Below are 25,921 nucleotides of genomic sequence, written 5' to 3' on the forward strand. Positions count from 1 at the left end.
ACGACAGGGCGGTCATCGTCCCCGGCCGGGGCTGACGCTAGCCTCGTCCTCTTTCCGCATGGCTTTTCACCACCTTTCGGCACCATAAAGTGGAAGCATGCCGCACATTCCACGGAGGGGCCTGCTTTCGAAGCCCGAACTGGCGCTTGTTCTGATCACCGTGGTCTGGGGAGCGACGTTCCTGATTGTGCACATCGCCGTCCGGTACAGCGGGCCGTGGTTCTTTGTCGGGATGCGGTTCCTCGCCGCTGGCATCATCAGCGCCGTCATCTTCGCGAAGGCCCTCTCCGGTTTGACCTGGAAGGAGATCGGAGCGGGGTCCGCGATCGGCGTGATGATCTACCTCGGCTACGGCCTGCAGACTGTCGGTCTGCAAACCATCACCAGCAGTACCTCCGCCTTCATCACCGCCCTCTATGTGCCACTCGTTCCGATCCTGCAGTGGGTGGTGTTCCGGAAGGCGCCTAAGCTGCTCACGTGGATCGGCGTGGCACTCGCGTTCATCGGCCTGATCCTGCTGGCTGATCCTGGAAGCGTCGGATTCACGTTTGGTGCCGGTGAGATCGTGACGCTCGTTAGTACCTTGCCGATTGCGTTGGAGATCATCCTGATCAGCGTGTTCGCAGGCAAGGTACACCTTGGCCGGGTCACCGTTGTCCAGTTACTCGTCGCCGGGCTTCTGGCGCTCGCCACGATGCCGGTGGTCGGTGAACAGGTGCCGGAGTTCTCCTGGGTCTGGCTCGGTGCTGCAGTGGCGCTGGGGGCCGCGAGTTGCATCATCCAGCTCACTATGAACTGGGCACAGCGATCGGTGTCGCCAACCCGCGCGACGATTATTTACGCGGCCGAGCCGGTGTGGGCAGGAATCATCGGCCGGGTGGCGGGCGACCGGCTTCCCGCCATCGCGATTCTCGGCGCTGTCTTTATCGTCGCCGGTGCTGTGGTGAGCGAACTCAACCCGCGCAAACGGGCCGCCGTCGGCAGCACCGAAACCACTGTCGCTCCCGACGACGAGCCGTCGCTCGAGGACCGGCAGCGCTGAAGGCAGCACATCCGACCATGGGCGAGCCCCGAAGTCAGGTCCGCCAGATGAGTTCGTCCCGGCGGTTGAGAACTTCCTGGTGCAACGCCAGGCGAACCGCCTGCACATCGACCCGGTTCCCGGCCTCGGGGCGCGTTATAACTGACACGGGCACTCTCGCTGGTTGCAGCGGAGCGGCAACTCGCTGAAGTTCGGGCACGGTCTCGGCCATGAACTTGGGGATCAACCCGACCCCGCCGCCCTGCCGGGTCGCCTCAAGCAAGGCGAAGATATTCGTCGACGCAAAGCCAACAGTCGCGCCACGAACGTAGGCACTGAGTTGGTGCTCTCTCACGTGCTCAAGCGAATCGACCAGATAAATGAGCGCGTGATGCCGCAGCTCTTCGGCCGACTCCGGGTCACCATTTTCCGCCAGGTACGCTTCGCTCGCGTAGAAGGACGAATCATATTCACAGAGTCTTTCCACGAACAGGCGACTCTTGGGTGGTTCGCCGATCGTGAGGGCGATGTCGAAGTTCGTCTGGCGCACATTCAGGCGCTGGGCTCCCGTCAGCAGCTCGATGTTGAGACTCGGATGCTGGACGCGAAGCCGTGTCAGAGCCGGAGTGACGAACCGAGTTCCGAACCCATCGGCTGCCGTGACCCGGATCGTGCCCGTAATGGTGTCCGCCGCCGCTCGGGCAACGGATTGTGCTGCTCGTTCAACCGCGTCTTCGATCGTGCGCGCGTGCTCGGCAACCATGCGACCCTCGCCGGTCAATACCCAGCCGTCATTGCCTCGTCCGATAAGCCGGGTCCCCAGGGTCGCCTCGAGTGCCTGAAGACGCCGTGAAACCGTGCTGTGGTCGACACCGAGACACCGTGCCGCGGCAACCAGCCCGCCGGTGTCCGCCACCGCGGCGAGGTAACGCAGGTCATCGGCGCGAACGTTCCGGATGTCGACTCTGTGCCCCACGATGAACTCCCGTCAGTCGGTGCAGATTTGCACACTGGCTGTGCAGATTCACTCCTTTATCTGCGGGAGAACATACTCCTAAAGTGAGTATTTCTCAGGCGATCTGCCGAGACTGTCAACACGATTTGGAGCTATCCCCATGAACAAACCCACCATCGTCCTGGTTCACGGAGCGTTCGCCGATGCAGCGAGCTGGGCACCCGTTACCCGGGCGCTTCTCGACCAGGGTTACCCGGTCATCGTCCCTCCGAACCACCTCCGCACGCTCTCGAGTGATGCGGCGAGCGTTCGCCGGGTCGTTGACGCCGTCGACGGCCCTGTTGTGCTTGCCGGTCACTCCTACGGTGGCGCCGTCATCACCGTTGCGGGCGCCGCCGAGAACGTTGTCGGCCTGGTCTACGTCGCCGCATACGCTCCGGACGAGGGCGAAAGCCCCGCCGACCTGGATGCCCGTTACCCCGCTACTGCGCTCCGCGACCACATCGTGACCCTGCCGAACCCAACGCCAGGACGCGAAGAAGGGATCGAACTGTCGGTGGCTCCAGACGCATTCCTGCCGGTGTTTGCTGCCGGTCTCGACCCGCGCACAGCGGAAGTACTCGCGGTATCCCAACGTTCCTTCGCGGATGCCGCTTACACCGAAGCTGCGTCAACGGCGGCATGGAAGACCACGCCGAGCTGGGGTCTCGTCGCCGCCGCCGACGAAACCGTACAGCCCGACGTCCAGCGGTTTGGCTACGAGCGAGCGGGTTTCAAGCAGATCATCGAGGTCGATTCCCCGCACCTCATGATGCTGACCCACCCGACGGATGTCGTCAACGTGATCGAGGCGGCGGTGGGAGCTGTGAGCGTCCCTGCGTGAGGCTCCGGCCTGGCGGTTCAGCGCCACCGTCGTGTCAACGAGCTGAAGACGGTGGATTCGCCGCGATAGATCACGATCGAGGCGAACGCCGAAGCAGACGGTCAATCAAGACGGCGACGGAAACGAGTGAGCCACCTATGTTTTCAACCTCCAGACCCGTCAGGAGGATGCCGGTCGTATGCGCAAACTGTGGTCGCCCCGTCAGGACACAGGCCCCTTCCGCCGCTGACCAGCGCGGTTTACCCTCCCGGCATGAACCACGCAGTGAGTGTAATTTTTCGCGCGATCCCGCTCGCGATGATGGCGGTGTGCCTCGGTTTTGGCCTGTACGTGGCAACTGCAGGAGCGGCACCCGCGAATTTCGTTGCCGGCCGGGTGGTCATGTCCCTCGGCGTAATCTGCCTGTGCCTCTTTTGCACCGCCGCAACCATCATCCGCCAGTTGATCAACCGCTACACGACGATCGATCGAATCGCGTACCCGACCATCGGCTATCTTGCCGCCGCGGCAACGGTCGTATACGGCATATCGCTCTTTCTTGGTGAACCGAGTACCGGCGTGAACGAGCGATTCATCGCCGGTCATGTTGTGTTCGGAGTCGGGCTCATCAGCGGCTGTATCGCAACCGTCGCGACGGCATCCACTAAGTTCTCGCTCATCCCGGTGAACTCACATGCGGCAGAAGACAGCACCGACGTTCCGCCAGCCGCGTTCCCGAAAGCCGCGGTCGTGGCGCTCGGTGCCATTCCGATCGTCCTGGCGGTAGTCGCGTGGATCTTCTCGATCACGAACCTCATTCTCCCAACCACTCCCAGTCGGTTCACTGTCGGCCACGTGGTCGGCGGGCTCGCTTTGGTTTGCACGTGCCTGATCACTTTGGTCTTCAGCATCCTTCGCCAGGTCGAGAACTCGTACGCCCGCCGAGAGCGAATCGTCTGGCCCTCGATCGTCATAATCATGGGCTCCGTCAACCTCATCTGGGGAATTGTGTTGGTCGGGCTCCACAGCGAGCCCTACTTCTGGACACCCGGCTTCGTAATGATCGGCCTTGGCCTCGTCTGTTTCAGCATCCTCAGCAAGGTAGGCCTGCTTGCGCTCGTGTGGCGGCGGACGTTTGCACTCGCCAATCGGGTGCCCTTGATCCCGGTCGTCACGGCGCTGACGTGTCTCTTCCTGGCGGCGTTCCTGTTCCAGGCCGCCCTCGTCAACGCGAACGTGTTCATTGCAGCGCACGTCCTCGTCGGTTTGGGAGCAATCTGCTTCTCGCTCTACTCAATCGTCAGTATTTTGGAGAGCGGCACATCGTCCAGCAAGTGAGCCACAGGAGCCGGACAGGAGTCCCCACCTAACGCACGGTACGAGGTCCCCCGCCAGAACGGACCCAGCCAGGCGACCGCAGTCCCGGCACTGAAGAAGATGGGTGCCTGTGCTTGAATTGCTGAGCCGGAGCACTGCGCGCTGAGGACGCCTCAGCGTGAATCCGTTTCTGGGCTCTGAATAGTCAAATAGCGCGCATGCGCGCTGGAGGGACTGCATGACTATGCGTTCGCGACGGGTTCCGTCGGACGGCGTCGACGTGGGGAAGCTGCCGGAGGGCACCCGCGAGGCGGTGTCAGGGAAATCGAGCGCAGAGGAGACTCTTGATCTCGAAAAGCTCGATGTCAGCCCGGGACCGGGAGGCCCCGAGCCCCATCGGCGACTGTTCACGGCGTTCGCCGGGGCGATACTCTGCATCACCTTGATAGCCGGCACTGTTGCTGTCTACTCGGTGAGAAACACGATCGGGGCACTGATTGAAAACATCCCCGAGAGCACCGAGAGACCGTTCGTTGCACCTTCGCCAGTGGTGTCACCTGAGAACGCCCAACACGCTCCACTCGCCCCCGGACACGAGATGGAGGGAGCAACCTGGGTCAACCCAGCAGCAACCGACTACGTCGCCTGGGCCTTGGGCGCATACGACTTATCGCTTCCGGAACCTCACGGAATTGTGCTCGAGGAAGCCGCCACTCAACATGCGCAGGGGTGGCACGACACGATCCTGCGCGACTACGGCACCGAGGGAATCGTCGTGGAGGCGTCCGCGCAGAAGGGGTCCTGGGAACAAGCCGTTCAGTGCCTCTGGATTGAGGAATGGTTGGACGCAGACAAAGATTCGCAGCGGCGGTCAGACGCGGGCACAACTCTCATTGGCTCTCTGGAGTGGCCCAATCTGAGGTTCGGTGATGACCCACAGGATCGCGGCCAAGCCGATTACTGGAAAAACGCGGCCGAAGTGTTCTCGCGCGCGGATCGCTCAGGAATCGAGCAGTTCGGATCCTCACGCCAGTGCGCCACGAGCCTGCAGCACATCGGAAGGTGAGCGCTGGCAACACTCCAGTCGTCCACGCCGACGAATATCGCAATTGCCACTGATCCCCGTTTTCTAGAGTGCGCACTCCACAGGCGTTAACGCCTTGAGAGCAGTGGTGTCGTTTCGGGCTAATGGCAGGACGACGTCCGCGTACCAAACATCGTAGTCCGGAAAGTGAGCCTTGGTCCAAGGCAGCGAACCATAGGCTGCCAGCATCGCGATCCCCTCTGATGCAGCCTCACCGTCCCCACTTTCATATGCGTCGAGAATCGCCACCGACCAAGTGCACGCCCAGTAACTGACCGCCCTGCCTTCCACATAGCCTGCTTCGAACAGGGCAGTGGGATCGACCAGTTCCGAGGGCAGCGATTCTGGCCATGTATGGCCGTGGGCTAACTGATACGGGAGACTCGCAATAGCCTTGCGATAGGCAGACTCGCTCTCGCTTCCGTCGCTGAAGCGGGGGGTGGACCCAGCAGACAAGGCCGCCGCCCGGTCAACGATGGGCCCCGGTGCTTTTTCCGGAATACCCGCTGCCACCGCACCGACCGCGAGCCCGCCGAACAGCACGGCGAGAACTCCTGTGAGCGCGGCACGTGTCTTTTTGATGATCTCGTTATCCCTAGATGTGCAGCGTGCCGAACCAACGGTAGGAATGGTAGCCACATTTGCTGCCACCAGCGTTACCGGCAACCAACTGATAGGTGCCAGCAGGCATATGAATGATGTCGTTCAACGTCCGGGTGAACGTGCGCTTGGCGGGACCGGACAAGAAGGTGAGCGTATTTGTGTATTGGGTGCTCCCTCCTTGGAGTCGGAGGCCGATCTCATGTGCCCCGCCGCATGTGTCTCCGGTGTCTGTCCCGCTATAACTGAACTGAATGGGACCAGCGATGGCGTGGTAATGAGTTTCGCTGTACCACACCCTCGAGTCGTTCACCCGGACTGTGCCATCCACGGACTTGTCGAGAGCTTGGACAGATGACGGCACGAGCACAAGAGCGCCTGCGATCGCGACTGCCAATGCCGTCCCGACCACCCTTGCCTTAGCCCTCGCCATCGGATGCGTATTCAAGAATTCTGCGGCACCGTGAATACTCCACCGGAATCCACGAGGCTCCTTGGGACCCGTCACGTTTCGGTCATCCTCCTTCTTCGTCCCTGCTGTCGCAATCCGCTCACGCCGAGATCAGCGTAAGAACTATCAACACTGGACGGTATTCGACGAAGCGATTCCGCCGAGACTCAAGCTACCGGAACCGAGTCCGCGCCGTTCGCCCCTTACCCGCCCGGTTTCCGGAGTTCACCTGTGTTGCGAGCTAACCAATGATCGCTGTCGGCGGTCGACGGCCTAACGGGCGCACCCCACAGGCGGCGGGTCCTCCCCCCACGCGCCGGATTGCCTCGGAGTGCGCGGAGTTGCACCTCACGTAGCGTTATGTGATTTGGTGTATTCACATCCCGCCCCACCGAGGAAAGCCCCGCTCATGCATTCGTCCTTTATCCCGCCGCGTCAGGTCATGATCGGTGACGCGGCTTCGTTCGTCGGCACCACGCCGCGGGCGATCCGTCACTACCACGAGATCGGCCTGCTCCCCGAGCCCGAGCGGGGCAATGACGACCGCCGCCGCTACGGTTACGAAGAAATGATCCGGCTCCTGTGGATCCGGAAGATGGCCGACGCCGGTATCGCCCTGGCCGACATCCGTGACGCCTTCGCTCACTCGGCTCCTGCTGGTGCCGGCAGCGACCTCGACGTCGGCAGTGTGCTTGAACGGTTGGAGAAAACCCTCGCTGCCCAGGAAGCGGAAGTGAAGCGGCAGCGGACTGCGGTGCAGCGCATGCGTACCCAAGGCGGCAGGATGGGGCTGCTCTCTGACTTCGTCGCCAGCCGCCTCACGAGCCTGCCCGATGGCTCCCTGCGGGAGGCGGACCTGGATAACCTGCTGGTCATGGAGCGGATCTTCGGCCCGCTCGGTGCGGCCGTCAACGCCGGGCGTTACATTGCACTGGCCACCCATCAGGGTCTGCGGGACGAATCCGACCGCGTGGATGCCGCCGAGGAGGCCCTCGACGACACGATCGCTGTCGACGACCCCCGCGTGGCACAGGTGGCTGCCGAGCGGCACGCCTTCGAACTGATGCTGGATGGCGTCATCGAGGAGTCCGGGCTGGCGCAGGAAAATGACGCACTCTTCGATTCCTGGGAGGCCTTGCACCACGCTACCGCTGATGAAGTTGAGGACGAGGCCGGCCAGGGCTCGGGCAGGGGGCAAGAGTCCATGAGCATAGTCGAAGCCATCGGAAAAATGCCATACGATTTCTCCCCGGCCCGCTTGCGTTGCATGGAACTGGCCGCAGAACTCGCCGCCCGCGAGTCTGCCGCTTCTTAGATCCTTCCCGTTGCGGAGCCCTCTAGTCACTCCAGACGCGCCAACACCTGCTCCTCGTGCTTTGACCCCACGGTCTCGTATCCGACGACGCCGACAAGCGGTGCGACCATGACGATCATCAGGCCCGTCCCTATGCTTGCCCCGACCCAAACAACGATGAGTGATAACGCGAGAGTTATGACCATTCCCGCGAGAAGCACAAGGTGGAACGGGTCGAGAGCTCGCACTAAAAAGGCGTTGAGTGCGAAGATGACCAGGAGAAACACCAGCACGGGCACCGCCACCGACGCTACTGCGCCAACGGCGCTGATCCGCGCGTGTCCCTCGATGACATACGCGGCAACATGCAGCCCTGCACCGACCGCGGCGATTGACGTGAAGACCAGGATGTGTGCGTAACCCCACAGCGCTGCGCGGGAGCGCCGTACGGCGAGCACCTGCGCTGAGGGAAGGGTGAAGTATGACCACCAGAGTCCGAAGGTCAAGCCGGTGCCGGCGACCACGATGAGCACGGCCTCCGATGTCCACTCGTCGTGCTGCACGATGGCCGATACCGAAGCGATCGTACCGAAAATCGCCTCGCCAAGAGCGATGATCACGAGCAGCCCGTGGCGCTCCGCGATATGAGCCGCGTGCCAGCCTTTGCCGCCGAACCTCCTGTCGACGGCAAAAGGGCCGCCGAAGTCTGTCACTACCGCGACGACCAGCACCAGGGCGACAACGGACGAAGGCATGGTGCGCAGGAGGTAGAACATTACCCACGTCAGTGACGAGACGAGGACCACTGCGGCATTCGCGATATTCGCGGCCCGGTGGGCGGCGTCCTGCCATGCCGCGCGCACCCACTGGGCGACCACGGCAACGCGCATGACCACGTAACCGGCCACCATGATGCCGCTCTCCAGCGGCTCTCCCTCGTCGATGGAGCCGAAGAAGGCCGGAATACCCAGCGCAAGTACGAGCACGCCGACCATCTGCACCATGGTCATGATCCTGAAAAACCAGTCGTCGGTATCGTAGCCCGACGCCATCCAACTGAACCCGATCCACGCCCAGCACACGGCGAGCATCGACAACACGAAGCCGGTGAGCGCGGACAACACATGGCCCTCTGCGAGGTAGTGTGCCAACTGGTCGGCGGCCTGGCCGAATGCCACAACAAAGGTGAGGTCGAACAGAAGCTCAAGCGGCGTGGCCCCGCGGTGCACCTGGTCGGGGTCGCGCGCCGTCATGCGGCGCAGACGGTGGTTCAGTGGACCTGACGACTGGGGCCGGGCGGTAGTCATGCGAGATACTGTGGCACAGCTGGGGTTACCGTCCTAGGAAAATCTACCCGGCTGGACCGAACACATCGGCGGCAAGAGAGGGTTCTCACGCTGTGCCAGCCTCGGTCACCACCGAGCTCAGGTAGAACCTCGTCCAAGCGTCATGGGAACTAATCGCCGCACGCGGACGGCCGATTGGGTCAGGAACAGCCAACACGTTCTCCTTCACTGGACGGCCCGCCAATGCATCACTCCGGCCGGCCGCGTTGTCCGATCACTGCTGCCATCGCCGCCGCCGACGTTACTCGCGTGCCGTTCCGGCAACCAGACCCTCCCGAGCCCGGGCACCAACAGGACCCCCTCTGTCGCGTCGGTCGGAGTTAGAATCCGGTCGCGTTCGCGACGACAGATTCCGGCAGGGATCGTTTCGACCTCCAATATCTTTGGCGAAAATGGGAGGTGTGGAAGCGCGCGGGCGATTACTTAGGCTTGAAAATCAGGTTGTCCGAGATACGCAACCATCCGTCTTGGACCGCCGAGTCCGGGATCCGTGACGGGTCGTGCCTCAGGTCCCCGAACGGGTACCCGGTCACGGAATTCGGCCCAGTGCAAGTACTGACGGCGCCGTCTGGAACGTCAACGCCAGCAACGAGGATGCAGATACCGTCCTCGATCTCGTCGTGGGCGGGTAGTGCAAGGTAGAAGGATCGCCCCTCGAACTCGCCAACGAGCCGGGTGGACTCTGTGTCCAGGATCTCCGAATTGGCCTCCGGGAAGATGTCGGAGTCGACCTGCGGCCTGTCCAACTCGGTGTAGACCGGCTCAGAGCCGGACGTGCAGCCCGTGAAAAGTACAAGAGCTGCGGTGAGCGATCCCATGCGCAACGTTGCTGAACGGGTCATAAGGCTCCTTCGCTTGAGCTGAGACTAGCGGGTGACGCGTGCAGTTTCGAGGATGTGGCGACGGTGAAAGAGTCCACGACACCGGACATGGTTGGACACCATACTGCAAGTGCGATCGCCCCTGACCAGGGCAAGGTCGTCGTAGGAGCGAATCGGTCGCATTGACGCTTAGAGGCGACTACCTGGGTCGGCCAACAACAGAGAACTCTATGACCTCCACCGGAGTCTAGAACGGAGTTAGCACTGCGGGTGCGAGGTGAACAGCACGCAAGGCCGCTGGAATCCCTGATCAGAGATCTTTTTTATGTAGGGCGGACGGGACTTGAACCCGTGACCGACGGATTATGAGTCCGCTGCTCTAACCAGCTGAGCTACCGCCCCTGATGGTGTCTAGTTGTCTGACACCTGGATGGGAATCGCCTCGGTGACCGGGTCGGTCACCGACTGTCCACGATACATGCTCTCGAACGTCGACAGCGTGCGCTGGATGTCGTGCGCCTTGATCATGCGCAACGATTCGCGCTTCATCGACGTCATCTTCTCGGGTGACGCGGTGAGGACATCCGTCAACCGCGCAGCGAGCTCCGAAACGTTGCCCGGTTCGAACAGGTAGCCGTTGACATCGTTGTGCACGAGGTGCGGCAGGGCCATCGCATTCGCCGCGACAACCGGAAGCGCGGATGCCATGGCCTCCATCGTCACGATGCTCTGCAGTTCCGCAATCGACGGCATCGCGAGCAACGTTGCGCGGGTGTAGGTTTCGCGCAGTTCTTCGTCACTCACATAACCGGTGAAGATGACCCGGTCATCGAGACCCAGCGATGTTGTCAGCGTCTCGAGGTTGCGCTTCTGGTCTCCCCCGCCGACGATCTCAAGTTTCGCATCGAGTGCGGGGTCGAGGGTCGCGAACGCTTTGATCAGGACGTCGATCTGCTTCTCGCCGGTGACCCGGCCGACGAACACAATGCGGTTCTCGGTCCGTGGCTCGAAACTCGGCGTGTACATCTGCGCGTCGATTCCACAGGAAATCGCGTGAACCCCGGTCAGGCCGGTGTACTTCTCCAGAAAGTCCGCCGCCCGGCGCGTTGGCGTTGTGACCTCTTCAGCCAGGAGGAGGTTGCCGCGGGCCAGCTTCCAGGCCCAGCGCACGAGCGACTCACGGAAGCGATGAGGCAACAACGTGAACTCGAGAGCGTTCTCGGGCATCAGGTGGTTGGTGGCGATGATCCGAATGCCACGCTTGGCGCCCTGGTTCGACAACCCGCGCCCGACGAGGGCGTAGGACTGAGAGTGAATGACATCGGGCTTAACGGCGTCGATGATCTGTGCGGCGTCTTTGTTCAGACGCCACGGGAGGGCGAACCGCAGCCAGTCGTGCGGATACCAACGCCAGCTCTTGACCCGGTGGACGACCATCTGCTGACCCTCGTGGGTCTCCGTCCACGTGCCGTGCTTCCTGGACGCGGCTGGAGCAACCACGTGGACCTCGTGTCCGCGCGCAACCATGCCGGCGGCGAGGCGCTCAGAGAACCGGGCAGCGCCATTGACGTCGGGAGCAAAGGTGTCCGCCCCGATGATGATTCGGAGCGGACGGCTATCGTCGTGGGGCTGGTCGGTTGACCCGGCGTTTGTCGAGTGAACTGATTCTGGCACTGTGGGGATTCCTCCGTCATCGGCCGGAGATGATCACCCCGACCACATCCTCTGGCGGGGGCCGCCGGGGATCAATCGCTCTCATACTATCGGGCACCCAGCGCGTGTTGCCGGACATGGCTGGCGTGCCGCTGGGCATGCCGCCGACACCGGGAGTGTGTTCCTGTCGATTGGCGCCCCGCTGGATCGTCATCTCTGTAGCGGCACGCCAGTTGCGGCGTTAGCCTGACCACCCAGCAGAAAGGTAAGCCCATGCGATACGCACTTCTCCTGAACAACCCTGAGCCGGCCGACGTCGGCATCACCGAGGCGGACATGGAACCGGCAATGGCCGCGTTCGACGCCTACGCGAAGTCCCTCTCGGATGCCGACGCACTCATCGGCGTCGATATCCTCCAGCCGGTCGCGTCCTCCACGACTGTCACCCTCCGCAACGGTGCGCTGCAGGTGCAGGACGGACCGTTTGCGGATACGCGCGAAAAGCTCAACGGCGTTTTCGTCATCGATGTCGCCGACCTGGATGCCGCCATCGCCTGGGCCGAAAAGTGCCCGGCCGCCCAGTACGGTGTGATCGAGGTCCGACCCACCGCCCTGTACTTCGCGGAGGGGCAGTGGCAGAACGCGGCCTGACGGTCGCGGAGGTGGCCGAGCAGGTCGCCCGGGATTCCCACGGGCGACTGCTCGCGCTCCTCGCGGCACGAAGCGGGGACATCTTCGCCGCGGAAGACGCGCTCGCCGACGCACTCGAGAGGGCGCTACTCAACTGGCCGGACACCGGGGTACCGAAGAACCCCGAGGGCTGGATCTTCCAGGTGGCACGCAACAGGCTGCGGGACCACTTTCACTCAGCCGCCCAGCGGAGGTCTGTCCCGCTGGAGAGCGCCGACACTGCCGAGGACAGTTCGGACGACGTTGACCTCGACGCGATCCCGGACAAACGACTGGCGCTCCTCTTCACCTGTGCGCATCCGGGCATCGACCCCGCCATCCGCACACCGCTCATGCTTCAGACGGTTCTCGGCCTCGACGCCGAGCGTGTTGCCACCGCATACGCGACCCCGCGCCACACAATGGCTCAGCGCCTCGTTCGTGCCAAACGTCGCATCCGGGATGCCGGGATCCCGTTCCGTGTACCCGACCGCTCGGAGATGGCCGGACGGCTTCCCGCGGTGCTCGAGGCCATCTACGGCGCCTACGCGATCGACTGGCAAGTCGTCTCGGGAACCACCATCAGGGGTTCGCTCTCGACTGAAGCGGTGAATCTCGCGGAGATCCTCGCCGAGCTCCTCCCGGACGAACCGGAGGTGCTCGGCCTTGCCGCCCTGCTCTGGTTGAGCATCTCGCGCACGGGAGCGCGGACCCTCCCGGACGGAACCCTGGTGCCGCTTGACGAGCAGGACACCGCGGTGTGGGATGCCGCCGCAATCGCCCGTGGTGAGGCATACCTGTCGCGGGCGCACAGGCTCGGCGCACCCGGGCGCTTCCAGATTGAAGCGGCGATCCAGTCGGTGCACTGCGCGAGGGCCAGCACGGGCACGACCGACCTGCGCGCACTTCGCACCCTCTCCGAAGCCCTCGTGACCGTCGCGCCAACGCTCGGAGCCCGGGTCGCACTCGCCGCGGTCATCGGCCAGGATGACGGACCGACGGCGGGCCTCGACGCTCTCGACGCGATCGCGGACGCTGGCGTTTCGCGGTTCCAGCCCGCGTGGGCCGTTCGGGCCCACCTTCTCGCCCAGGCCGGTCGTGGTTCGGAAGCGGTCGCCGCCTACGAGAGGGCGATCTCACTCACGACGGACGCACCCACCCGTGCGTGGCTTCGCGACCGCGCTGATGCGGTCCGCGCCGACGAGGCATCCGGCGACTGAAATCTACGCCTGCACCTGCGGGTGGTGCCTGGCCAGCTGGAACACTCCCCAGACCGCGATTGCACCGGCGACGGCAAACCCGATAACGGCCCAGAGCGGCGCGCCGCTTGCCTCGTCGAGGACGACGATGCCGATCGCGACGGCGACCATTGGGTCGACGACGGTGAGCCCGGCGATGACGAGGTCAGGCGGCCCAGAAGAGTACGCGGTCTGCACGAAGTACGCGCCGAGGCCAGCGGCAACGAGAAGGCCGACGACACACAGGACGGTCAGCCAGTCGAAGTTCTCGTGAACTATGCGGTTGATGACGACTTTCGCGAGCGTCGCGACGAAACCGTAGATGATTCCCGCGGCGAGGATGTAGAACAGCGCCTTGGCGCGCTTGCGGAAGAACAGGAACCCGAGCGTCAGGAGGATGAGCACCACACCGAGCATGATGAGGATCGTGATGAGATCGACGTTGGACACCGGCTTCTCACCGCCGACGAGCGCCGCGATCGTCACAAACAGAGCGACGCCGGCCACACAGGCGGAAATCGCAATCACACTCGGGCGGTTGAGGCTCATCTTGTAAATGCGCGCGTTGAGAATCGCGGTGATCACGAGGGCGATGGCGCCGAGCGGCTGAACGAGAATCAGCGGCGAAAAGGCAAGAGCGCTGAGCTGGAACGCAATGGCGAACCCGAGCATGAGTGTGCCGAGAACCCATGACGGTCGGGTGAGCAGAAGCTTCAGCTGGCTGAAGTTGAGTCCGGTAGTCGCATCGACACCGCTCGACGATTCGACCTTGGTCACACCGCGGTGCTGGAACTGCGCGCCGAGCGACATGAAGACTGCGCCGACGATGGCGAGCGGGATGCCGATGAGCTGGCTCGGGTTGCGAACAAACTCGCTCGTCAGGTCGCTGAAGTCGTTGTTCGCAAACATCACGTTGTGAGCCTACAACGGGCGGCTCTTGGTTAGGCTCAACGAATGGCCATTCTCCCCATCCGTATCACCGGTGACCCCGCCCTGCACTCCCCCGCCGAACCCGTGACGGTTTTCGATGACTCACTTCGGCAGCTCGTCAGCGACATGTTCGAGACGATGGATGCCGCTCCCGGCGTCGGGCTCGCGGCGCCGCAGGTCGGTGTTCCCCTGCGCCTGTTCGTGTACGGCTACGACACCGACGAGGTCGGGCCCTGGCGCGGTGTCGTGATCAATCCCGAGTTGTGGATCACTCCCCCTCCTGCGGGAGAGCCCGACGAGGACGAAGAGTCAGAGGGATGCCTGTCGTTCCCCGGCGAGAGATTCCCCCTCCGGCGCGGCGAGGAAGCGATCCTCACCGGAGTCGACCTCGAGCAGAACCCGGTTGAGTTGAGGGTCAGCGGCTGGCACGCGAGGATCCTCCAGCACGAGTACGACCATCTCGACGGGTACCTGTACGTCGACCGCCTCGGCCGCCACGACCGCAAGATCGTGGCGAAGATCACGAAAAAAATGGGCTGGGGCGTACCCGGCGTGAGCTGGATGCCCGGCGTGGACGACCTCGACGCCTGAACCGGCACTTTCGACAAAGGCGCCGCTCGCAGGAACTCTGCGGACGGCGCCTTTTTTGTGCCCCGAGGATCGCGACCGATACGACAGCCGGTCGACCGCCATCCGGGATCCCGCATCCGGCATCCGGGCAAGAAAAAAGGCCACAGGGGTGGAGCCCTTGTGGCCTTTTCGCTCCTCGACTTGGACTCGAACCAAGAACCTACCGGTTAACAGCCGATTGCTCTGCCAATTGAGCTATCGAGGATCATTGCGTTGCGTAGCTACTTTACCAAAGCTTTGCGAAACACAAAATCGAGACGGTCACCTCGGGCGAGTCTTGTCGCCGTCGCGCTGCCCGGTTGCCTCGGCGAAGCCCGCCAGGAACGGGTGCGCGCCTTCGCCCAACAGCTCATCGATGGGCGCGAGACCAACGATTCGACCCGCGTGCAACGCAACGACCCGCCGTGTGGTGTGCCTGAGCAGGGCGAGATCGTGGCTGACGAGGATCGCGGAAAAGCTTCCCTCAACCCGGAGCCGTTCAATGAGTTCGCTGATCGAACCGCGTACCGTCACGTCAATGCCGGCGGTCGGCTCGTCGGCGATCAACACGCGTGGGGCGAGCACGAGCGACCTCGCTATCGCAACCCGCTGCCGCTGGCCGCTGGAGAGCTCGAACGGGTACTTGTCGAGCACAGCGAGGGGCAACTGCACCTGGTCGAGCATCGTGGCGACCCGGAGGCCCACCGCCTTGGCGTCGTACCGTCGGTCGCGAGCCAGGATCGGCGCTCCGACGAGTTCGGCGACGGTCAGCTCCGGCGCAAGCCGCGCGGCGGCATCCTGGGGCAGGTACGCGACGTTGAAGGTCAGCCGAGCCAGCTCCCTGCGACGGATGCCGCGAAGCGCGTGACCGAGGACGCGTGCCTCTCCCCCGGAGATCACCGGGGCCGGATCGGTTCCGCGCGCACTGGTCAGGTCACCGGCGAGCACCCGGGCGAGTGTCGACTTGCCCGACCCCGATTCGCCGATGATTCCGATGACCTCATCATTGGCAACAGTCAGGCTGACCCCGTCGACCGCGCGGTGCGCCACGCTTGCCCGGTGCGCCGGATAGTCGACGGTCAGATCGTCGACGATGACTGCCGCATCGCCTGTGTTTGCCGGGGAACTCATGGTTACATCCTGCCTTAAGGCGTGTGGATCGCGAACCCGCTAGCCCTCGCGGAGGCTCCGTCGTTCGCCCTCGATGGCCATCAGTTGCGCCTGGAGGGCGCGGTAGCCTTCGCGCTCCTTCGGGTCGACGCGCTGCAGTCGTCCGAGCAGTTCGTGGGACTGCCTGAGCAGTTCCCGGTCGATGAGGGCGACGGTGATTTCACGAACGTACGCGGTCAGGTCGCGCTCCGATCGCTCCGGAATCGGTGCGACGGCAAGCTGCTGCACGATGCCCGTCATCGGCGTTGGCGCCATCTCGGTCACGCGGGTGAACCAGGCATCCGTGCCGAAGGCGTCCATGCTCGCCGCAATCGCATCCCGGACGATCGCGAGCGTCGGGTTCACAAAGGTCGTGAGCATGGCCCGCTGGACGAGCTCGCGCCCCGCGAGGGCCGGATGCTGCAGGATCGCCATCAGCGCATCCCGCTCAAGTCGTGTGGCCGGGTCGCGGGGCAGATCGCGGATCGACGCGGGGCGTTCGGCGACGACTCCGTCGGCTCCGGCCTGGCGCGATCCGTTGTCCTGTGACGTTCCGAGGGCGCCGCGCGATGCGCGGGAGACGGCGGCCTGCACCTCGGGCAGGTCGACGCCGAGGTGCCGGGCCAGCACACGGGTGTACCCGGGCCGAAGCGACGGGTCGCGGATGTCGGCGATGACAGGGGCGGATGCCCGCAGCGCGCCGACCCTGCCCTCAACGGTTTCGAGGTCGAAGCTCGCGAGGGTCTGCCGAATCACGAACTCGAACATCGGCTCTTTATTGTCGACGAGCCTCCGCACCGCGTCGTCGCCCCGGTTGAGCCGCAGGTCGCAGGGGTCGAGCCCGTCGGGTGCGACAGCGACATAGGTCTGGGCAGAGAAGCGGCGCTCTTCGGCGAACGCGCGCATTGCGGCCTTCTGGCCAGCGGCATCCGGGTCGAAGGTGAAGATCACTTCGCCGTTCGCAGTGTCGTCGCCCATCACGCGCCGGAGCGTCTTGATGTGGTCGACGCCGAACGAGGTGCCACAGGTCGCGACGGCAGTGGTGATTCCCGCGAGGTGGCACGCCATGACGTCGGTGTATCCCTCGACGACCACGACGCGGTGGCTGCGGGACACATCACGCTTGGCGAGGTCGAGCCCGTAGAGGACCTGGGCCTTGTGGTAGACGGGTGTCTCAGGCGTGTTGAGGTACTTGGGTCCCTTGTCGTCGTCGAGCAGCTTGCGCGCACCGAAGCCGACGGTCTGGCCGGTGACATCGCGAATGGGCCAGATCAGCCGACCACGGAACCTGTCGTACACGCCGCGGTCGCCCTGGGAGACGAGCCCGGCCGTCGTGATCTCCTCGACGCTGAAACCCTTGGAACGAAGGTGTTTGGTCAGGGCGTCCCAGCTCTTCGGCGCGAAACCGACACCGAACCGCGCTGCGGCGATGTGGTCGAAGCCGCGTTCGCCGAGGAACCGGCGGCCCGGATCTGCTCCTGGCGTCGTGAGCTGCTCCTGGAAGAACGCCTCCGCCGCCGCGTTTGCGGCCAGCAGCCGTGCCCGGTTCGTGGAGTCGCTCGGCGCGCCGTCGCCATCTTCGTAGGTGAGGGTGAAGCCGACCCGCTGTGCCAGCCGCTCGACGGCATCCGCGAAGCTGACGTGGTCCATCTTCTGCAGGAACGAGATGGCGTCGCCGGACTCACCACAGCCGAAGCAGTGGTAGAAACCGAGCTGCGGGCGCACGTGGAAGCTGGGGCTGCGCTCATCGTGGAACGGGCACAGGCCCTTGAGCGAGCCGACGCCGGCTGACTTGAGGCTGACGTGATCACCGACGATATCGGCGATGTTCGTGCGCGACTTGACCTCTTCGATGTCGCTTGAACGAATACGGCCGGCCATCCGTCTATCCTACCGATCGGGTATGGCCGGAACGCTCCTCAACAGGCACGGTTCAGTGCCTGCCAACGGTGAGTCGTTCGTGCCACGCGAGGGCGGACTGGTCGGTGAGGCTCGCCACCTGGTCGACGATGACCCGCTTGCGGGCAGCATCGTCGGATGCCGCGGCCCAGTCATCGGCGAACCCGCGGTCGAGCGATTCGGGTCCCGCCGCATAGAGCTGGTCGGCGAGGTCGGTGAGCAGGCTGCGCTGCTTGCGGTAGATCGGCTGGCGCGAGTCGCTCGACATGACGAACGCCGCGACGACGCCCTTGAGCACGGCGATCTCGGCCTGCACGTCGTGCGGAACGACGACGGACGCGCTGAACCGGATGACGCTCTCCTGCGGGTACGCCTCGCGGGTTGCCTTGGTCGCCGACTGCGCGAAGTGGCCGATCATCTGGCTCGTGAAGTTCTTGAGCTTGCCGAGGTCGCGCCGCGACCCGTCCCAGCTCGACACCCAGAGCGGGTGGGCAGCCAGGCGATCGAAGGCCTGAGCCATGTCGTCGAGGGTGAAGTCGGCGCCCGCCCACTCCTGCACAGCGGCGATGAGCGAGTCGTGTCCGGCCCTCGCGCTGAGAAACGCCGGGTCGATGTACTCGTTCACAATGGCGTCTTCGAAGTCGTGGACCGAGTAGGCGATGTCGTCGGAGAGGTCCATCACTTCGCTCTCGATGCAGCGCTGGCGCGGCGGCGCACCCTGGCGCAGCCAGACGAAGGCGTCGCTGTCGTCGTCGAAGAAACCGTACTTCGCGCGTCCGCCCGGATCGATAACGGCGTGGGCGGCGGGCCACGGGTACTTGCAGCTCGCGTCGAGGCTCGCCCGGGTGAGGTTCAGCCCGTAGGAGTGCCCGTCGGGTCCAAAGACCTTCGGTTCGAGCCTGGTCAGGATCCGCAAGGTCTGGGCGTTGCCCTCGAAGCCGCCGATGTCTTCGGCCCAGATGTTGAGCGCACGTTCACCGTTGTGGCCGAACGGCGGGTGACCGAGGTCGTGGGCGAGGCAGGCGGTGTCCACGACGTCGGGTTCGAGACCGAGGCTGGTGGCGAGTTCGCGGCCGACCTGGGCCACCTCGAGCGAGTGGGTGAGCCGGTTGCGGGCGAAGTCGAGTCCGGCCGCCGGGCTCAGCACCTGGGTCTTCGCGGCGAGGCGCCGGAGTCCGCTCGAGTGCAACAGGCGCGCCCGGTCGCGGGCGAAGTCGCTGCGCCTCGAGGAGTGCTCTTCGGGCAGTGCCCGTTCGGTGTCGTGTTCCGAGTACTGACCCGGCGTCGGCGCGCTATCCGCCACTGGTGTCGCTCTCGGTCTCGGTCAGGGTGCCGCGTCCGACGCTGTCCAGCGTCCGCGAGTTGAGCCAGCCGTCGGGCAGCACCGTGCGCTTCGGTGAGCCGGCGCGACCGCGCTGGCCCTCGGCGTCGGCACCCGGGTACGGCAGTGTCCAGTCGAGCGTCGCGAGCAGTTCGTCGAGTTGCTCGAGCGACTCGACAGTGGCGAGGCGGGCACGGAGGTCGCCGCCAACCGGGTACCCCTTGAAGTACCAGGCGACGTGCTTGCGGATGTCACGGCATCCGCGTTCTTCACTCTCAAAGAATTCGGCGAGCAGCTCGGCGTGCCGGCGGAAGGTGGAGGCCACCTGACCGAGGCTGGGCGTGAACCGCTGGTCGCTGCCGGTGAACGCCGCGGCGAGGTCGCCGAAGAGCCAGGGCCTGCCGAGGCAGCCGCGACCGACGACGACGCCATCGCAGCCGGTCTCGGACATCATCCGCAGGGCGTCTTCGCCCGACCAGATGTCGCCGTTGCCGAGGACGGGGACGCCCGTCACCGTCTCCTTGAGCTTGGTGATCGCAGACCAGTCGGCGTGACCGGAGTAAAACTCGCTCGCCGTGCGGGCGTGGAGGGCAATGCTTGCGACTCCGGCGCCCTCGGCGGCTTTGCCCGCCTCGAGGTAGGTGAGGTGGTCGGCGTCGATGCCCTTCCGCATCTTCACCGTGAGCGGGATGTCGCCGGCCGCCTTCACAGCACCCTCGACGATGTCGCGGAACAGGTCCTGCTTCCACGGCAGCGCGCTTCCGCCGCCCTTGCGGGTGACCTTGGGCACCGGGCAGCCGAAGTTGAGGTCGATGTGGTCGGCGCGGTCTTCGGCGACGAGGATCGTGACAGCTTCTGAGACGGTCTTCGGGTCGACGCCGTAGAGCTGGATGCTGCGGGTCGTCTCCGACTCGTGGTGGTTGATCAGCCGCATGGTCTCCTTATTGCGCTCGACGAGCGCGCGGGAGGTGATCATCTCGCTGACGTACAACCCGGCGCCGAACTCGCGGCAGAGCCGGCGGAACGCGGTGTTGGTGATCCCGGCCATGGGCGCGAGAACGACCGGCACATCGAGCTCGAGAGAGCCGATCGACAGTGCCGGGGTGTGGCTTATCGTTGGAGAAACAGACATGTCCTTCAATTCTCCCAGAAAGCTGGCGAATACATGACCGTCGAGCAGTTGCCGTCAGGATCGGACCGGGTGAGGGCGGATGCCGCCGGTCGTGACCTCGAGGTTGAGATCGTCCCGCGCCCCGACGCATCGAGCCTCGAGGAGGCGGCGGCGCTCCTGGGCATCGAACCTCGTGGCATCGTCAAGACGCTCGTCGTGAAGCGCCACGACGGTGATTTCCTGTTCGCGCTGGTGCCGGGCGGGCGGAAGATCTCGTGGCCCAAGCTGCGCGCCCTCGTCGGCGTGAACAAGCTGTCGCTGCCATCGGCGGACACGGCATTCGACGCGACGGGATACGCCCGCGGCACGATCACACCGCTCGGCAGCACGACCCCGTGGCCCGTGTATCTCGACGAGTCCGTCGTCGGCACTCGCGTCGCGCTCGGCGCCGGAGCGCCGGGGCTGAGCGCGTTCGTGGACGCGGACGCGCTCGCGCGGGCGTTCGACGCCGTGGTGGCAGACATCACCGATCCGGAGTGAGCCGACGGGCGCGACCGCTCGCGGTGATTAGAGACCCGAGCGAAACGCCTTCTCCACAGCCGAGGTGACCTCGGCGAGGGACGGAATCACGCAGGCGTCGCCCTCGCAGCTGACGGCATCCGTGTCACCAAGCAGGGTCAGGCGTGGACGTGTGCTGTTCTCACTCATGCTGTCGCTCCTTCATCTTCCATCTGTCGTTCCATCCAGACCTGCTCGAGGATCTGGGCGAAGGCCGCAGCCTCCTGGGCTCCCGAGATGCCGTACTTGCCGTCGATGACGAAGAACGGCACGCCCTGGATGCCGTACTCGTGGCCTTGGGCCTGGTCGGCGCGCACGTCGCCGAGGTACTCGTCGGCGGAGAGCGATCGAACTACATCGTCGCGGTCCAGCCCGATCTCGGCGGCGAGGTCGGCGAGATCTTCGATCCGGCCGACGTGCCTGCCCTCGGTGAAGTATGCCTTGAGCAGGCGCTCTTTCGCCTCGAGCTGCTTGCCGTGCGCCTTCGCGTAGTGCAGCAGCTGGTGGGCCTTGACCGTGTTGGTGTGCTTGAGGATGTCGTAGTTGTAGTCGAGGCCCGTCGCCTTGGCAATGCCACTGACGTTGTCGAGCAGGCCGCGAACCTGCTCGGCAGGCATGCCCTTGTGGGTCGAGAGGAATTCAACCTCATCGCCGTCGAAATCGACGGGGGTATCCGGCGCGAGTTCGAAGCTGTGATATTCGACGGTCACCGCGGGTGCGTTGGCGCCGGCCTGTTCGGCGAACGCGGCGGCTCCCGTCTCGAACTTGCGCTTGCCGATGTAGCACCAGGGGCACGCGATGTCTGACCAGATGTCGATCTTGATTGATTCACTCACACTCACGCCAACCGGGGTGCTCGCGGTTGTATTCCCGCCGCCGTATGGCTCGATTGGCGGATGCCGTCGCCGTCATCCGTCACGAATGCACGTCACCCCTCCTCCACAGCCACTCAACTGTCGCGAATGCACGTTTCCTTCGGTCATAACGCGCGATCGCGACAGCTGAAGCTGGGGGCCCCGCCCTTCTGCCACTCAACTGTCATGAGTGCACGTTTTCGTGGGTCATAAGCTGCATTTGCGACAGTTGAAGCGGCCGACCCCGCACCTCTGCCACTCAACTGTCATGAATGCACGGTTCCGCGGGTCGTAACGTGCATTTCCGACAGTTGAAGCCGCGGCCCATGCGGCGGGAGACGCGACCGACGGGCGGATGCTGTCGCGGACGGCCCAGAGCGGGCATCCGTCACGGCACCACTCAACCGTCCAAAAGCACGTCACCCCTGCTCCGGCACCACTCAACTGTCACGAATGCTCGCTTCCGTCGGTCATAACGTGCGATTGCGACAGCTGAAGCGGCGGGCCCCGCACCCTCTGCCACTCAACTGTCACGAATGCACGTTCTCGTGGGTCGTAACGTGCATTTGCGACAGTTGAAGCCGCGAACCCCCGCCGTTCTGCCACTCAACTGTCACGAATGCACGGTTCCGTGGGTCGTAACGTGCGTTTGTGACTGCTGAAGCGGCGCGCGCAGGCCCGTCAGGTTCCGGGCTTGTCGACGGCCCCGCCGAAGCGTCGGTCGCGGTCCACGTACAGCCCAACCGCTTCCCAGAGGTCCTCGCGGGTGAAGTCCGGCCAGAGCGTGTCGAGGAACACCATCTCGGCATACGCCGACTGCCACAGCATGAAGTTGCTCGTGCGCTGCTCCCCCGAGCTGCGCACAAACAGGTCGACGTCGGGCAGGTCCGGCACGTACAGCTGGCGCTGGATCGACTTCTCGGTGATGCCGGACGGCTTGAGGGTGCCCGCAGCGACCTGCTCTGCCAGCTGGCGCATGGCATCCGTGATCTCGGTCCTGCCGCCGTAGTTGACGCACATCGTCAACGTCAGCACGTCGTTGTCCTGCGTGAGCTTCTCGGCGTACTGAAGCTCGTTGATCACGGATGCCCACAGCCGCGGCTTGCGCCCCGCCCAGCGCACACGAACCCCCCACTCATTGAGCTGGTCGCGGCGGCGGTGCAGCACATCGCGGTTGAAGCCCATGAGGAACCGCACCTCGTCGGGGGACCTGCGCCAGTTCTCGGTAGAGAAGGCATACACGGAGAGGTGCTTGACGCCCATCTGGATGGCGCCGGCGACAACGTCGAGCAGCGCCGCCTCACCCGCCCGGTGGCCCTCGACCCGGGGCAGCCCCTTGCGGTTGGCCCAGCGCCCGTTGCCGTCCATGACGATCGCGACGTGCTTCGGGACTGCCGCAGCCGGAACCTGTGGCGGGTAGATGCCCGTCCAGTCGAGGGGACGGAACGGAACGGCATCCTTGTGCGTGAATGGCTTGGGCAAAGTTACTGTGCTCGCTCTCGTGACACGTGGACAAGGGATTTCAGACCGCGCTCGAGGTGCCACTGCGTATACGCGGCGACAACACCGCTCGCGCGCGACCGGAGCTGGTCGCCCGAGGCGTCTGCCGCGTCCCAGTCGCCGGTGAGCAGTGCGGCCAGAAGGGTGATGGTGTCTTCGTCGAGTCTCGGGCTGCCGGGCGGGCTGCAGTTGTCGCACACGACCCCGCCGAGTTGCACCACCATGTGACGGTGGGGTCCTGGCGCCTGGCACCTGGCGCAGTCGAAGAAGCTCGGTGCCCAGCCCGCGAGCGACAGCGAACGGAGGAGATACGAGTCGAGGATGAGCGTGGCATCGTGGTCGTGGCGCGACAGGGCGCGCAGCGCGCCAACGAGCAGGAGGTACTGCTGGAGGGAGCCCTCTGACTCGGTGAGCTTGTCCGCCGTTTCGACCATCACCGTCGCTGCGGTGTAGCTCGAGTAGTCGGCGGCGATCAGTGCACCGTAGGAGGCGAGGGTCTCGGCCTGGTTGATGACGTCGAGCGTTCTGCCCTCGTAGAGCTGCAGGTCCGCGACCATGAACGGCTCGAGCCGGGCGCCGAACTTGGAGCCGGTGCGTCGAACACCCTTCGCTACCGCGCGAACCTTGCCGCGACCGCGGGTGAGGAGCGTGACGATCCGATCGGCTTCGCCCAGCTTGTGGGTGCGAAGCACGACTCCTTCTTCACGGTAAACGGGCACAGTCCAGTATCTCGCGTCCCGCTGGGCGCTCGGTCAGATCGCGGGGCGTGGCATCCGCAATTATCACGCTGCCCGCGAACCGTCGCAGGCAGAGCGGACAGAGAAAGGCCCCGCAGGCGCCTCTCGGCGGTGCGGGGCCTTGCTGGCAGTGGCGGGCTGAGCCCTCCGAGGCGGGGTACAGCCGCCCCAGGGTCAGACCCCGGCGAGCTCGCGGTCGGGAGTCGAGGTGCGGATGGCGCGGTTGACCGCTGACACGACGGCCTTGAGCGACGCCGTCGAAATGTCAGCATCGATACCGACGCCCCAGAGCCGGCGGTCGCCGACCTGCAGGTCGACGTAAGCCGCGGCGAGTGCGTCTCCCGACGCGCTCAGTGCGTGCTCGACGTAGTCGTAGAGCGTCACATCGATTCCACGGTCCCGCATCACGGTGAGGAACGCAGCGATCGGCCCATTGCCCGTCGCGGTCGCCTCGGAGACCGTGTCGCGGTCGCGCAGGTCGATGGTGAGCTCGACGGACCCCGCCATGCGGCTCGACGTGCGAGTCGACTGCAGCTCGAACCGGCCCCACTTCTCGGCCTCGGTGTCGCTCGGCAGGTACTCGTCCTGGAAGACTCCCCAGATCGCGTCGCTCGTGAACTCGCCACCCTCTTCGTCGGTCTTCGCCTGGACGACACCGGAGAACTCGATCTGCAGCTTGCGCGGCAGGTCGAGCGCGTGGTCCGTCTTGAGCAGGTAGGCCACTCCGCCCTTGCCCGACTGCGAGTTCACCCGGATGACCGCCTCATAGTTGCGACCGAGATCCTTGGGATCGACCGGGAGGTACGGCACAGCCCACTTGAGCTCGTTGACATCCTTGCCCTGCGCGGCAGCGTCGGCAGCCATCGCCTCGAAGCCCTTCTTGATGGCATCCTGGTGCGACCCGCTGAAAGCGGTGAAGACCAGGTCGCCCGCCCACGGGCTGCGCTCGTGCACCGGGAGCTGGTTGCAGTACTCAGCGGTGCGCTTGACCTCGTCGATGTCGCTGAAGTCGATCTGGGGATCGATGCCCTGCGTGAACAGGTTGATCCCGAGGGCGACAAGGTCGACGTTTCCGGTGCGCTCGCCGTTGCCGAAGAGGCAGCCCTCGATGCGGTCAGCGCCGGCGAGGTAGCCGAGCTCCGCGGCGGCAACGGCTGTGCCGCGGTCGTTGTGCGGGTGAAGCGAGATGAGGACGTTTTCGCGATGGTTGAGGTGGCGGCCCATCCACTCGATCGAGTCGGCGTAGACGTTCGGACTCGCCATCTCGACGGTCGACGGGAGGTTGATGATCACCTTGCGATCGGGCGTCGGCTGGAACACCTCGAGCACCTGGTTGCAGACATCGACGGCGTACTCGAGCTCGGTTCCGGTGTAGCTCTCGGGCGAGTACTCATAGTAGACGGTAGTCTCCGGGATCGACTTCTCCATCTCGCGGCACTTGCGCGCGCCAGCGAGGGCGATATCGATAATGCCCTGCTTGTCCGTGCGGAAAACGACCTCGCGCTGCAACACACTCGTCGAGTTGTAGAGGTGCACGATCGCCTGCTTGGCGCCGGCAATCGACTCGTAGGTGCGCTCGATCAGGTGGTCGCGCGCCTGAGTCAGGACCTGGATGGTGACGTCGTCCGGGATCGCGTTCTCGTCGATGAGACTGCGAACGAAGTCGAAGTCCGTCTGGCTCGCGCTCGGGAAACCGACCTCGATCTCCTTGTAGCCCATCTTGACCAGCAGGTCGAACATGATCCGCTTGCGCTCGGGACTCATCGGATCGATGAGAGCCTGGTTTCCGTCTCGAAGGTCGACGGCACACCAACGCGGTGCTGCAGTGACGCGCTTGTCGGGCCAGGTGCGGTCGGGAAGGCTGACGTCGAAGGTGTCCTGGTACTGGCTGTACTTGTGGATCGGCATACCCGACGGGGTCTGGTTGTTTTGCATAATCTCT

Annotated in this window: 24 protein-coding genes and 2 tRNA genes; 9 read left to right on the forward strand and 17 right to left on the reverse strand. The window is 64.6% G+C overall.

What is annotated here, in order from left to right; genetic code table 11:
• Positions 1–97: 97 nt before the first annotated feature.
• Complete coding sequence (locus AC1C2N_RS11655) at positions 98–1,042, forward strand: DMT family transporter (protein WP_495434065.1); 945 nt, start codon at positions 98–100, stop codon at positions 1,040–1,042.
• A 34-nt stretch (positions 1,043–1,076) separates the two neighbouring features.
• Here the strand turns inward: AC1C2N_RS11655 and AC1C2N_RS11660 are convergent, their stop codons facing one another.
• Positions 1,077–1,997 (reverse strand): LysR family transcriptional regulator, encoded by a 921-nt coding sequence (locus tag AC1C2N_RS11660; protein WP_495434066.1) that lies wholly within the window; start codon positions 1,995–1,997, stop codon positions 1,077–1,079.
• A gap of 139 nt (positions 1,998–2,136) precedes the next feature.
• Here AC1C2N_RS11660 and AC1C2N_RS11665 point away from each other — a divergent pair, with 139 nt between their 5' ends.
• The 3 genes from AC1C2N_RS11665 (at position 2,137) to AC1C2N_RS11675 (ending at position 5,221) form a co-directional block, all read left to right on the forward strand.
• Entirely contained in the window at positions 2,137–2,859 is a 723-nt protein-coding gene (locus AC1C2N_RS11665) for an alpha/beta fold hydrolase (protein ID WP_495434067.1), read from the forward strand.
• A gap of 252 nt (positions 2,860–3,111) precedes the next feature.
• On the forward strand, positions 3,112–4,176 hold the full coding sequence (locus tag AC1C2N_RS11670; RefSeq protein ID WP_495434068.1) for a DUF2776 family protein: 1,065 nt from the start codon (positions 3,112–3,114) through the stop codon (positions 4,174–4,176).
• A 217-nt stretch (positions 4,177–4,393) separates the two neighbouring features.
• On the forward strand, positions 4,394–5,221 hold the full coding sequence (locus AC1C2N_RS11675; protein WP_495434069.1) for a hypothetical protein: 828 nt from the start codon (positions 4,394–4,396) through the stop codon (positions 5,219–5,221).
• Positions 5,222–5,284: 63 nt separating this feature from the next.
• Here AC1C2N_RS11675 and AC1C2N_RS11680 read toward each other — a convergent pair whose 3' ends face one another.
• On the reverse strand, positions 5,285–5,878 hold the full coding sequence (locus AC1C2N_RS11680) for a hypothetical protein (protein ID WP_495434070.1): 594 nt from the start codon (positions 5,876–5,878) through the stop codon (positions 5,285–5,287).
• A gap of 854 nt (positions 5,879–6,732) precedes the next feature.
• On the opposite strand from AC1C2N_RS11680, the gene AC1C2N_RS11685 reads away from it, so the two are divergent.
• On the forward strand, positions 6,733–7,605 hold the full coding sequence (locus AC1C2N_RS11685; protein WP_495434071.1) for a MerR family transcriptional regulator: 873 nt from the start codon (positions 6,733–6,735) through the stop codon (positions 7,603–7,605).
• A gap of 26 nt (positions 7,606–7,631) precedes the next feature.
• On the opposite strand, the gene AC1C2N_RS11690 is transcribed toward AC1C2N_RS11685, so the two are convergent.
• From AC1C2N_RS11690 to AC1C2N_RS11705, 4 genes are all read right to left on the reverse strand, one after another.
• Positions 7,632–8,891 carry a low temperature requirement protein A gene (locus AC1C2N_RS11690; RefSeq protein ID WP_495434072.1) on the reverse strand — a complete coding sequence of 420 codons (1,260 nt, stop codon included), beginning with the start codon at positions 8,889–8,891 and terminating at the stop codon, positions 7,632–7,634.
• A gap of 458 nt (positions 8,892–9,349) precedes the next feature.
• Positions 9,350–9,772 (reverse strand): hypothetical protein, encoded by a 423-nt coding sequence (locus tag AC1C2N_RS11695; RefSeq protein WP_495434073.1) that lies wholly within the window; start codon positions 9,770–9,772, stop codon positions 9,350–9,352.
• A 307-nt stretch (positions 9,773–10,079) separates the two neighbouring features.
• Positions 10,080–10,153: transfer RNA gene (locus AC1C2N_RS11700), tRNA-Ile, on the reverse strand.
• Positions 10,154–10,162: 9 nt separating this feature from the next.
• Positions 10,163–11,425: a glycosyltransferase gene (locus AC1C2N_RS11705; protein ID WP_483404288.1), complete on the reverse strand. Its 1,263-nt coding sequence runs from the start codon at positions 11,423–11,425 to the stop codon at positions 10,163–10,165.
• A 252-nt stretch (positions 11,426–11,677) separates the two neighbouring features.
• Between AC1C2N_RS11705 and AC1C2N_RS11710 the strand changes: the two genes are divergently transcribed.
• Together AC1C2N_RS11710 and AC1C2N_RS11715 are read left to right on the forward strand one after the other, a co-directional pair.
• On the forward strand, positions 11,678–12,055 hold the full coding sequence (locus AC1C2N_RS11710) for a YciI family protein (protein WP_495434074.1): 378 nt from the start codon (positions 11,678–11,680) through the stop codon (positions 12,053–12,055).
• Entirely contained in the window at positions 12,037–13,293 is a 1,257-nt protein-coding gene (locus AC1C2N_RS11715) for an RNA polymerase sigma factor (RefSeq protein ID WP_495434075.1), read from the forward strand. The genes AC1C2N_RS11710 and AC1C2N_RS11715 overlap by 19 nt, the downstream gene beginning before the upstream one ends.
• A gap of 3 nt (positions 13,294–13,296) precedes the next feature.
• Here the strand turns inward: AC1C2N_RS11715 and AC1C2N_RS11720 are convergent, their stop codons facing one another.
• Complete coding sequence (locus AC1C2N_RS11720; protein ID WP_495434076.1) at positions 13,297–14,223, reverse strand: DMT family transporter; 927 nt, start codon at positions 14,221–14,223, stop codon at positions 13,297–13,299.
• Positions 14,224–14,265: 42 nt separating this feature from the next.
• Here AC1C2N_RS11720 and def point away from each other — a divergent pair, with 42 nt between their 5' ends.
• Complete coding sequence (gene def / locus AC1C2N_RS11725; protein ID WP_495434077.1) at positions 14,266–14,832, forward strand: peptide deformylase; 567 nt, start codon at positions 14,266–14,268, stop codon at positions 14,830–14,832.
• Positions 14,833–15,003: 171 nt separating this feature from the next.
• On the opposite strand, the gene AC1C2N_RS11730 is transcribed toward def, so the two are convergent.
• The 5 genes from AC1C2N_RS11730 to dusB form a co-directional block, all read right to left on the reverse strand.
• Positions 15,004–15,076, reverse strand: a tRNA-Asn gene (locus AC1C2N_RS11730).
• A gap of 56 nt (positions 15,077–15,132) precedes the next feature.
• A complete protein-coding gene (locus tag AC1C2N_RS11735; protein WP_495434078.1) occupies positions 15,133–15,981 on the reverse strand; it encodes an ATP-binding cassette domain-containing protein in 849 nt (282 codons plus the stop codon).
• A gap of 39 nt (positions 15,982–16,020) precedes the next feature.
• Entirely contained in the window at positions 16,021–17,880 is a 1,860-nt protein-coding gene (dnaG, locus tag AC1C2N_RS11740) for a DNA primase (RefSeq protein ID WP_483404293.1), read from the reverse strand.
• A 52-nt stretch (positions 17,881–17,932) separates the two neighbouring features.
• On the reverse strand, positions 17,933–19,201 hold the full coding sequence (locus AC1C2N_RS11745; RefSeq protein ID WP_495434079.1) for a deoxyguanosinetriphosphate triphosphohydrolase: 1,269 nt from the start codon (positions 19,199–19,201) through the stop codon (positions 17,933–17,935).
• Positions 19,191–20,351: a tRNA dihydrouridine synthase DusB gene (gene dusB / locus AC1C2N_RS11750; protein WP_495434080.1), complete on the reverse strand. Its 1,161-nt coding sequence runs from the start codon at positions 20,349–20,351 to the stop codon at positions 19,191–19,193. Before dusB ends, AC1C2N_RS11745 begins: the two co-directional genes overlap by 11 nt.
• 33 nt (positions 20,352–20,384) lie before the next feature.
• On the opposite strand from dusB, the gene AC1C2N_RS11755 reads away from it, so the two are divergent.
• Positions 20,385–20,870 carry an aminoacyl-tRNA deacylase gene (locus AC1C2N_RS11755; RefSeq protein ID WP_495434081.1) on the forward strand — a complete coding sequence of 162 codons (486 nt, stop codon included), beginning with the start codon at positions 20,385–20,387 and terminating at the stop codon, positions 20,868–20,870.
• 27 nt (positions 20,871–20,897) lie between these two features.
• Here the strand turns inward: AC1C2N_RS11755 and AC1C2N_RS11760 are convergent, their stop codons facing one another.
• The 5 genes from AC1C2N_RS11760 to leuA all read right to left on the reverse strand — a co-directional run bounded on the left by AC1C2N_RS11760 (position 20,898) and on the right by leuA (position 25,914).
• Positions 20,898–21,038, reverse strand: a complete 141-nt coding sequence (locus AC1C2N_RS11760; protein ID WP_483404297.1) for a hypothetical protein — start codon at positions 21,036–21,038, stop codon at positions 20,898–20,900.
• Positions 21,035–21,724: a DsbA family oxidoreductase gene (locus tag AC1C2N_RS11765; protein ID WP_495434082.1), complete on the reverse strand. Its 690-nt coding sequence runs from the start codon at positions 21,722–21,724 to the stop codon at positions 21,035–21,037. The genes AC1C2N_RS11760 and AC1C2N_RS11765 overlap by 4 nt, the downstream gene beginning before the upstream one ends.
• A gap of 699 nt (positions 21,725–22,423) precedes the next feature.
• Positions 22,424–23,224 (reverse strand): isoprenyl transferase, encoded by an 801-nt coding sequence (locus AC1C2N_RS11770; RefSeq protein WP_483404299.1) that lies wholly within the window; start codon positions 23,222–23,224, stop codon positions 22,424–22,426.
• A 2-nt stretch (positions 23,225–23,226) separates the two neighbouring features.
• On the reverse strand, positions 23,227–23,961 hold the full coding sequence (recO, locus tag AC1C2N_RS11775) for a DNA repair protein RecO (RefSeq protein WP_483404300.1): 735 nt from the start codon (positions 23,959–23,961) through the stop codon (positions 23,227–23,229).
• 192 nt (positions 23,962–24,153) lie between these two features.
• Positions 24,154–25,914: a 2-isopropylmalate synthase gene (gene leuA, locus AC1C2N_RS11780; protein WP_483404301.1), complete on the reverse strand. Its 1,761-nt coding sequence runs from the start codon at positions 25,912–25,914 to the stop codon at positions 24,154–24,156.
• Positions 25,915–25,921: the final 7 nt, after the last annotated feature.

This window comes from Mycetocola sp. Y791, assembly GCF_059445325.1.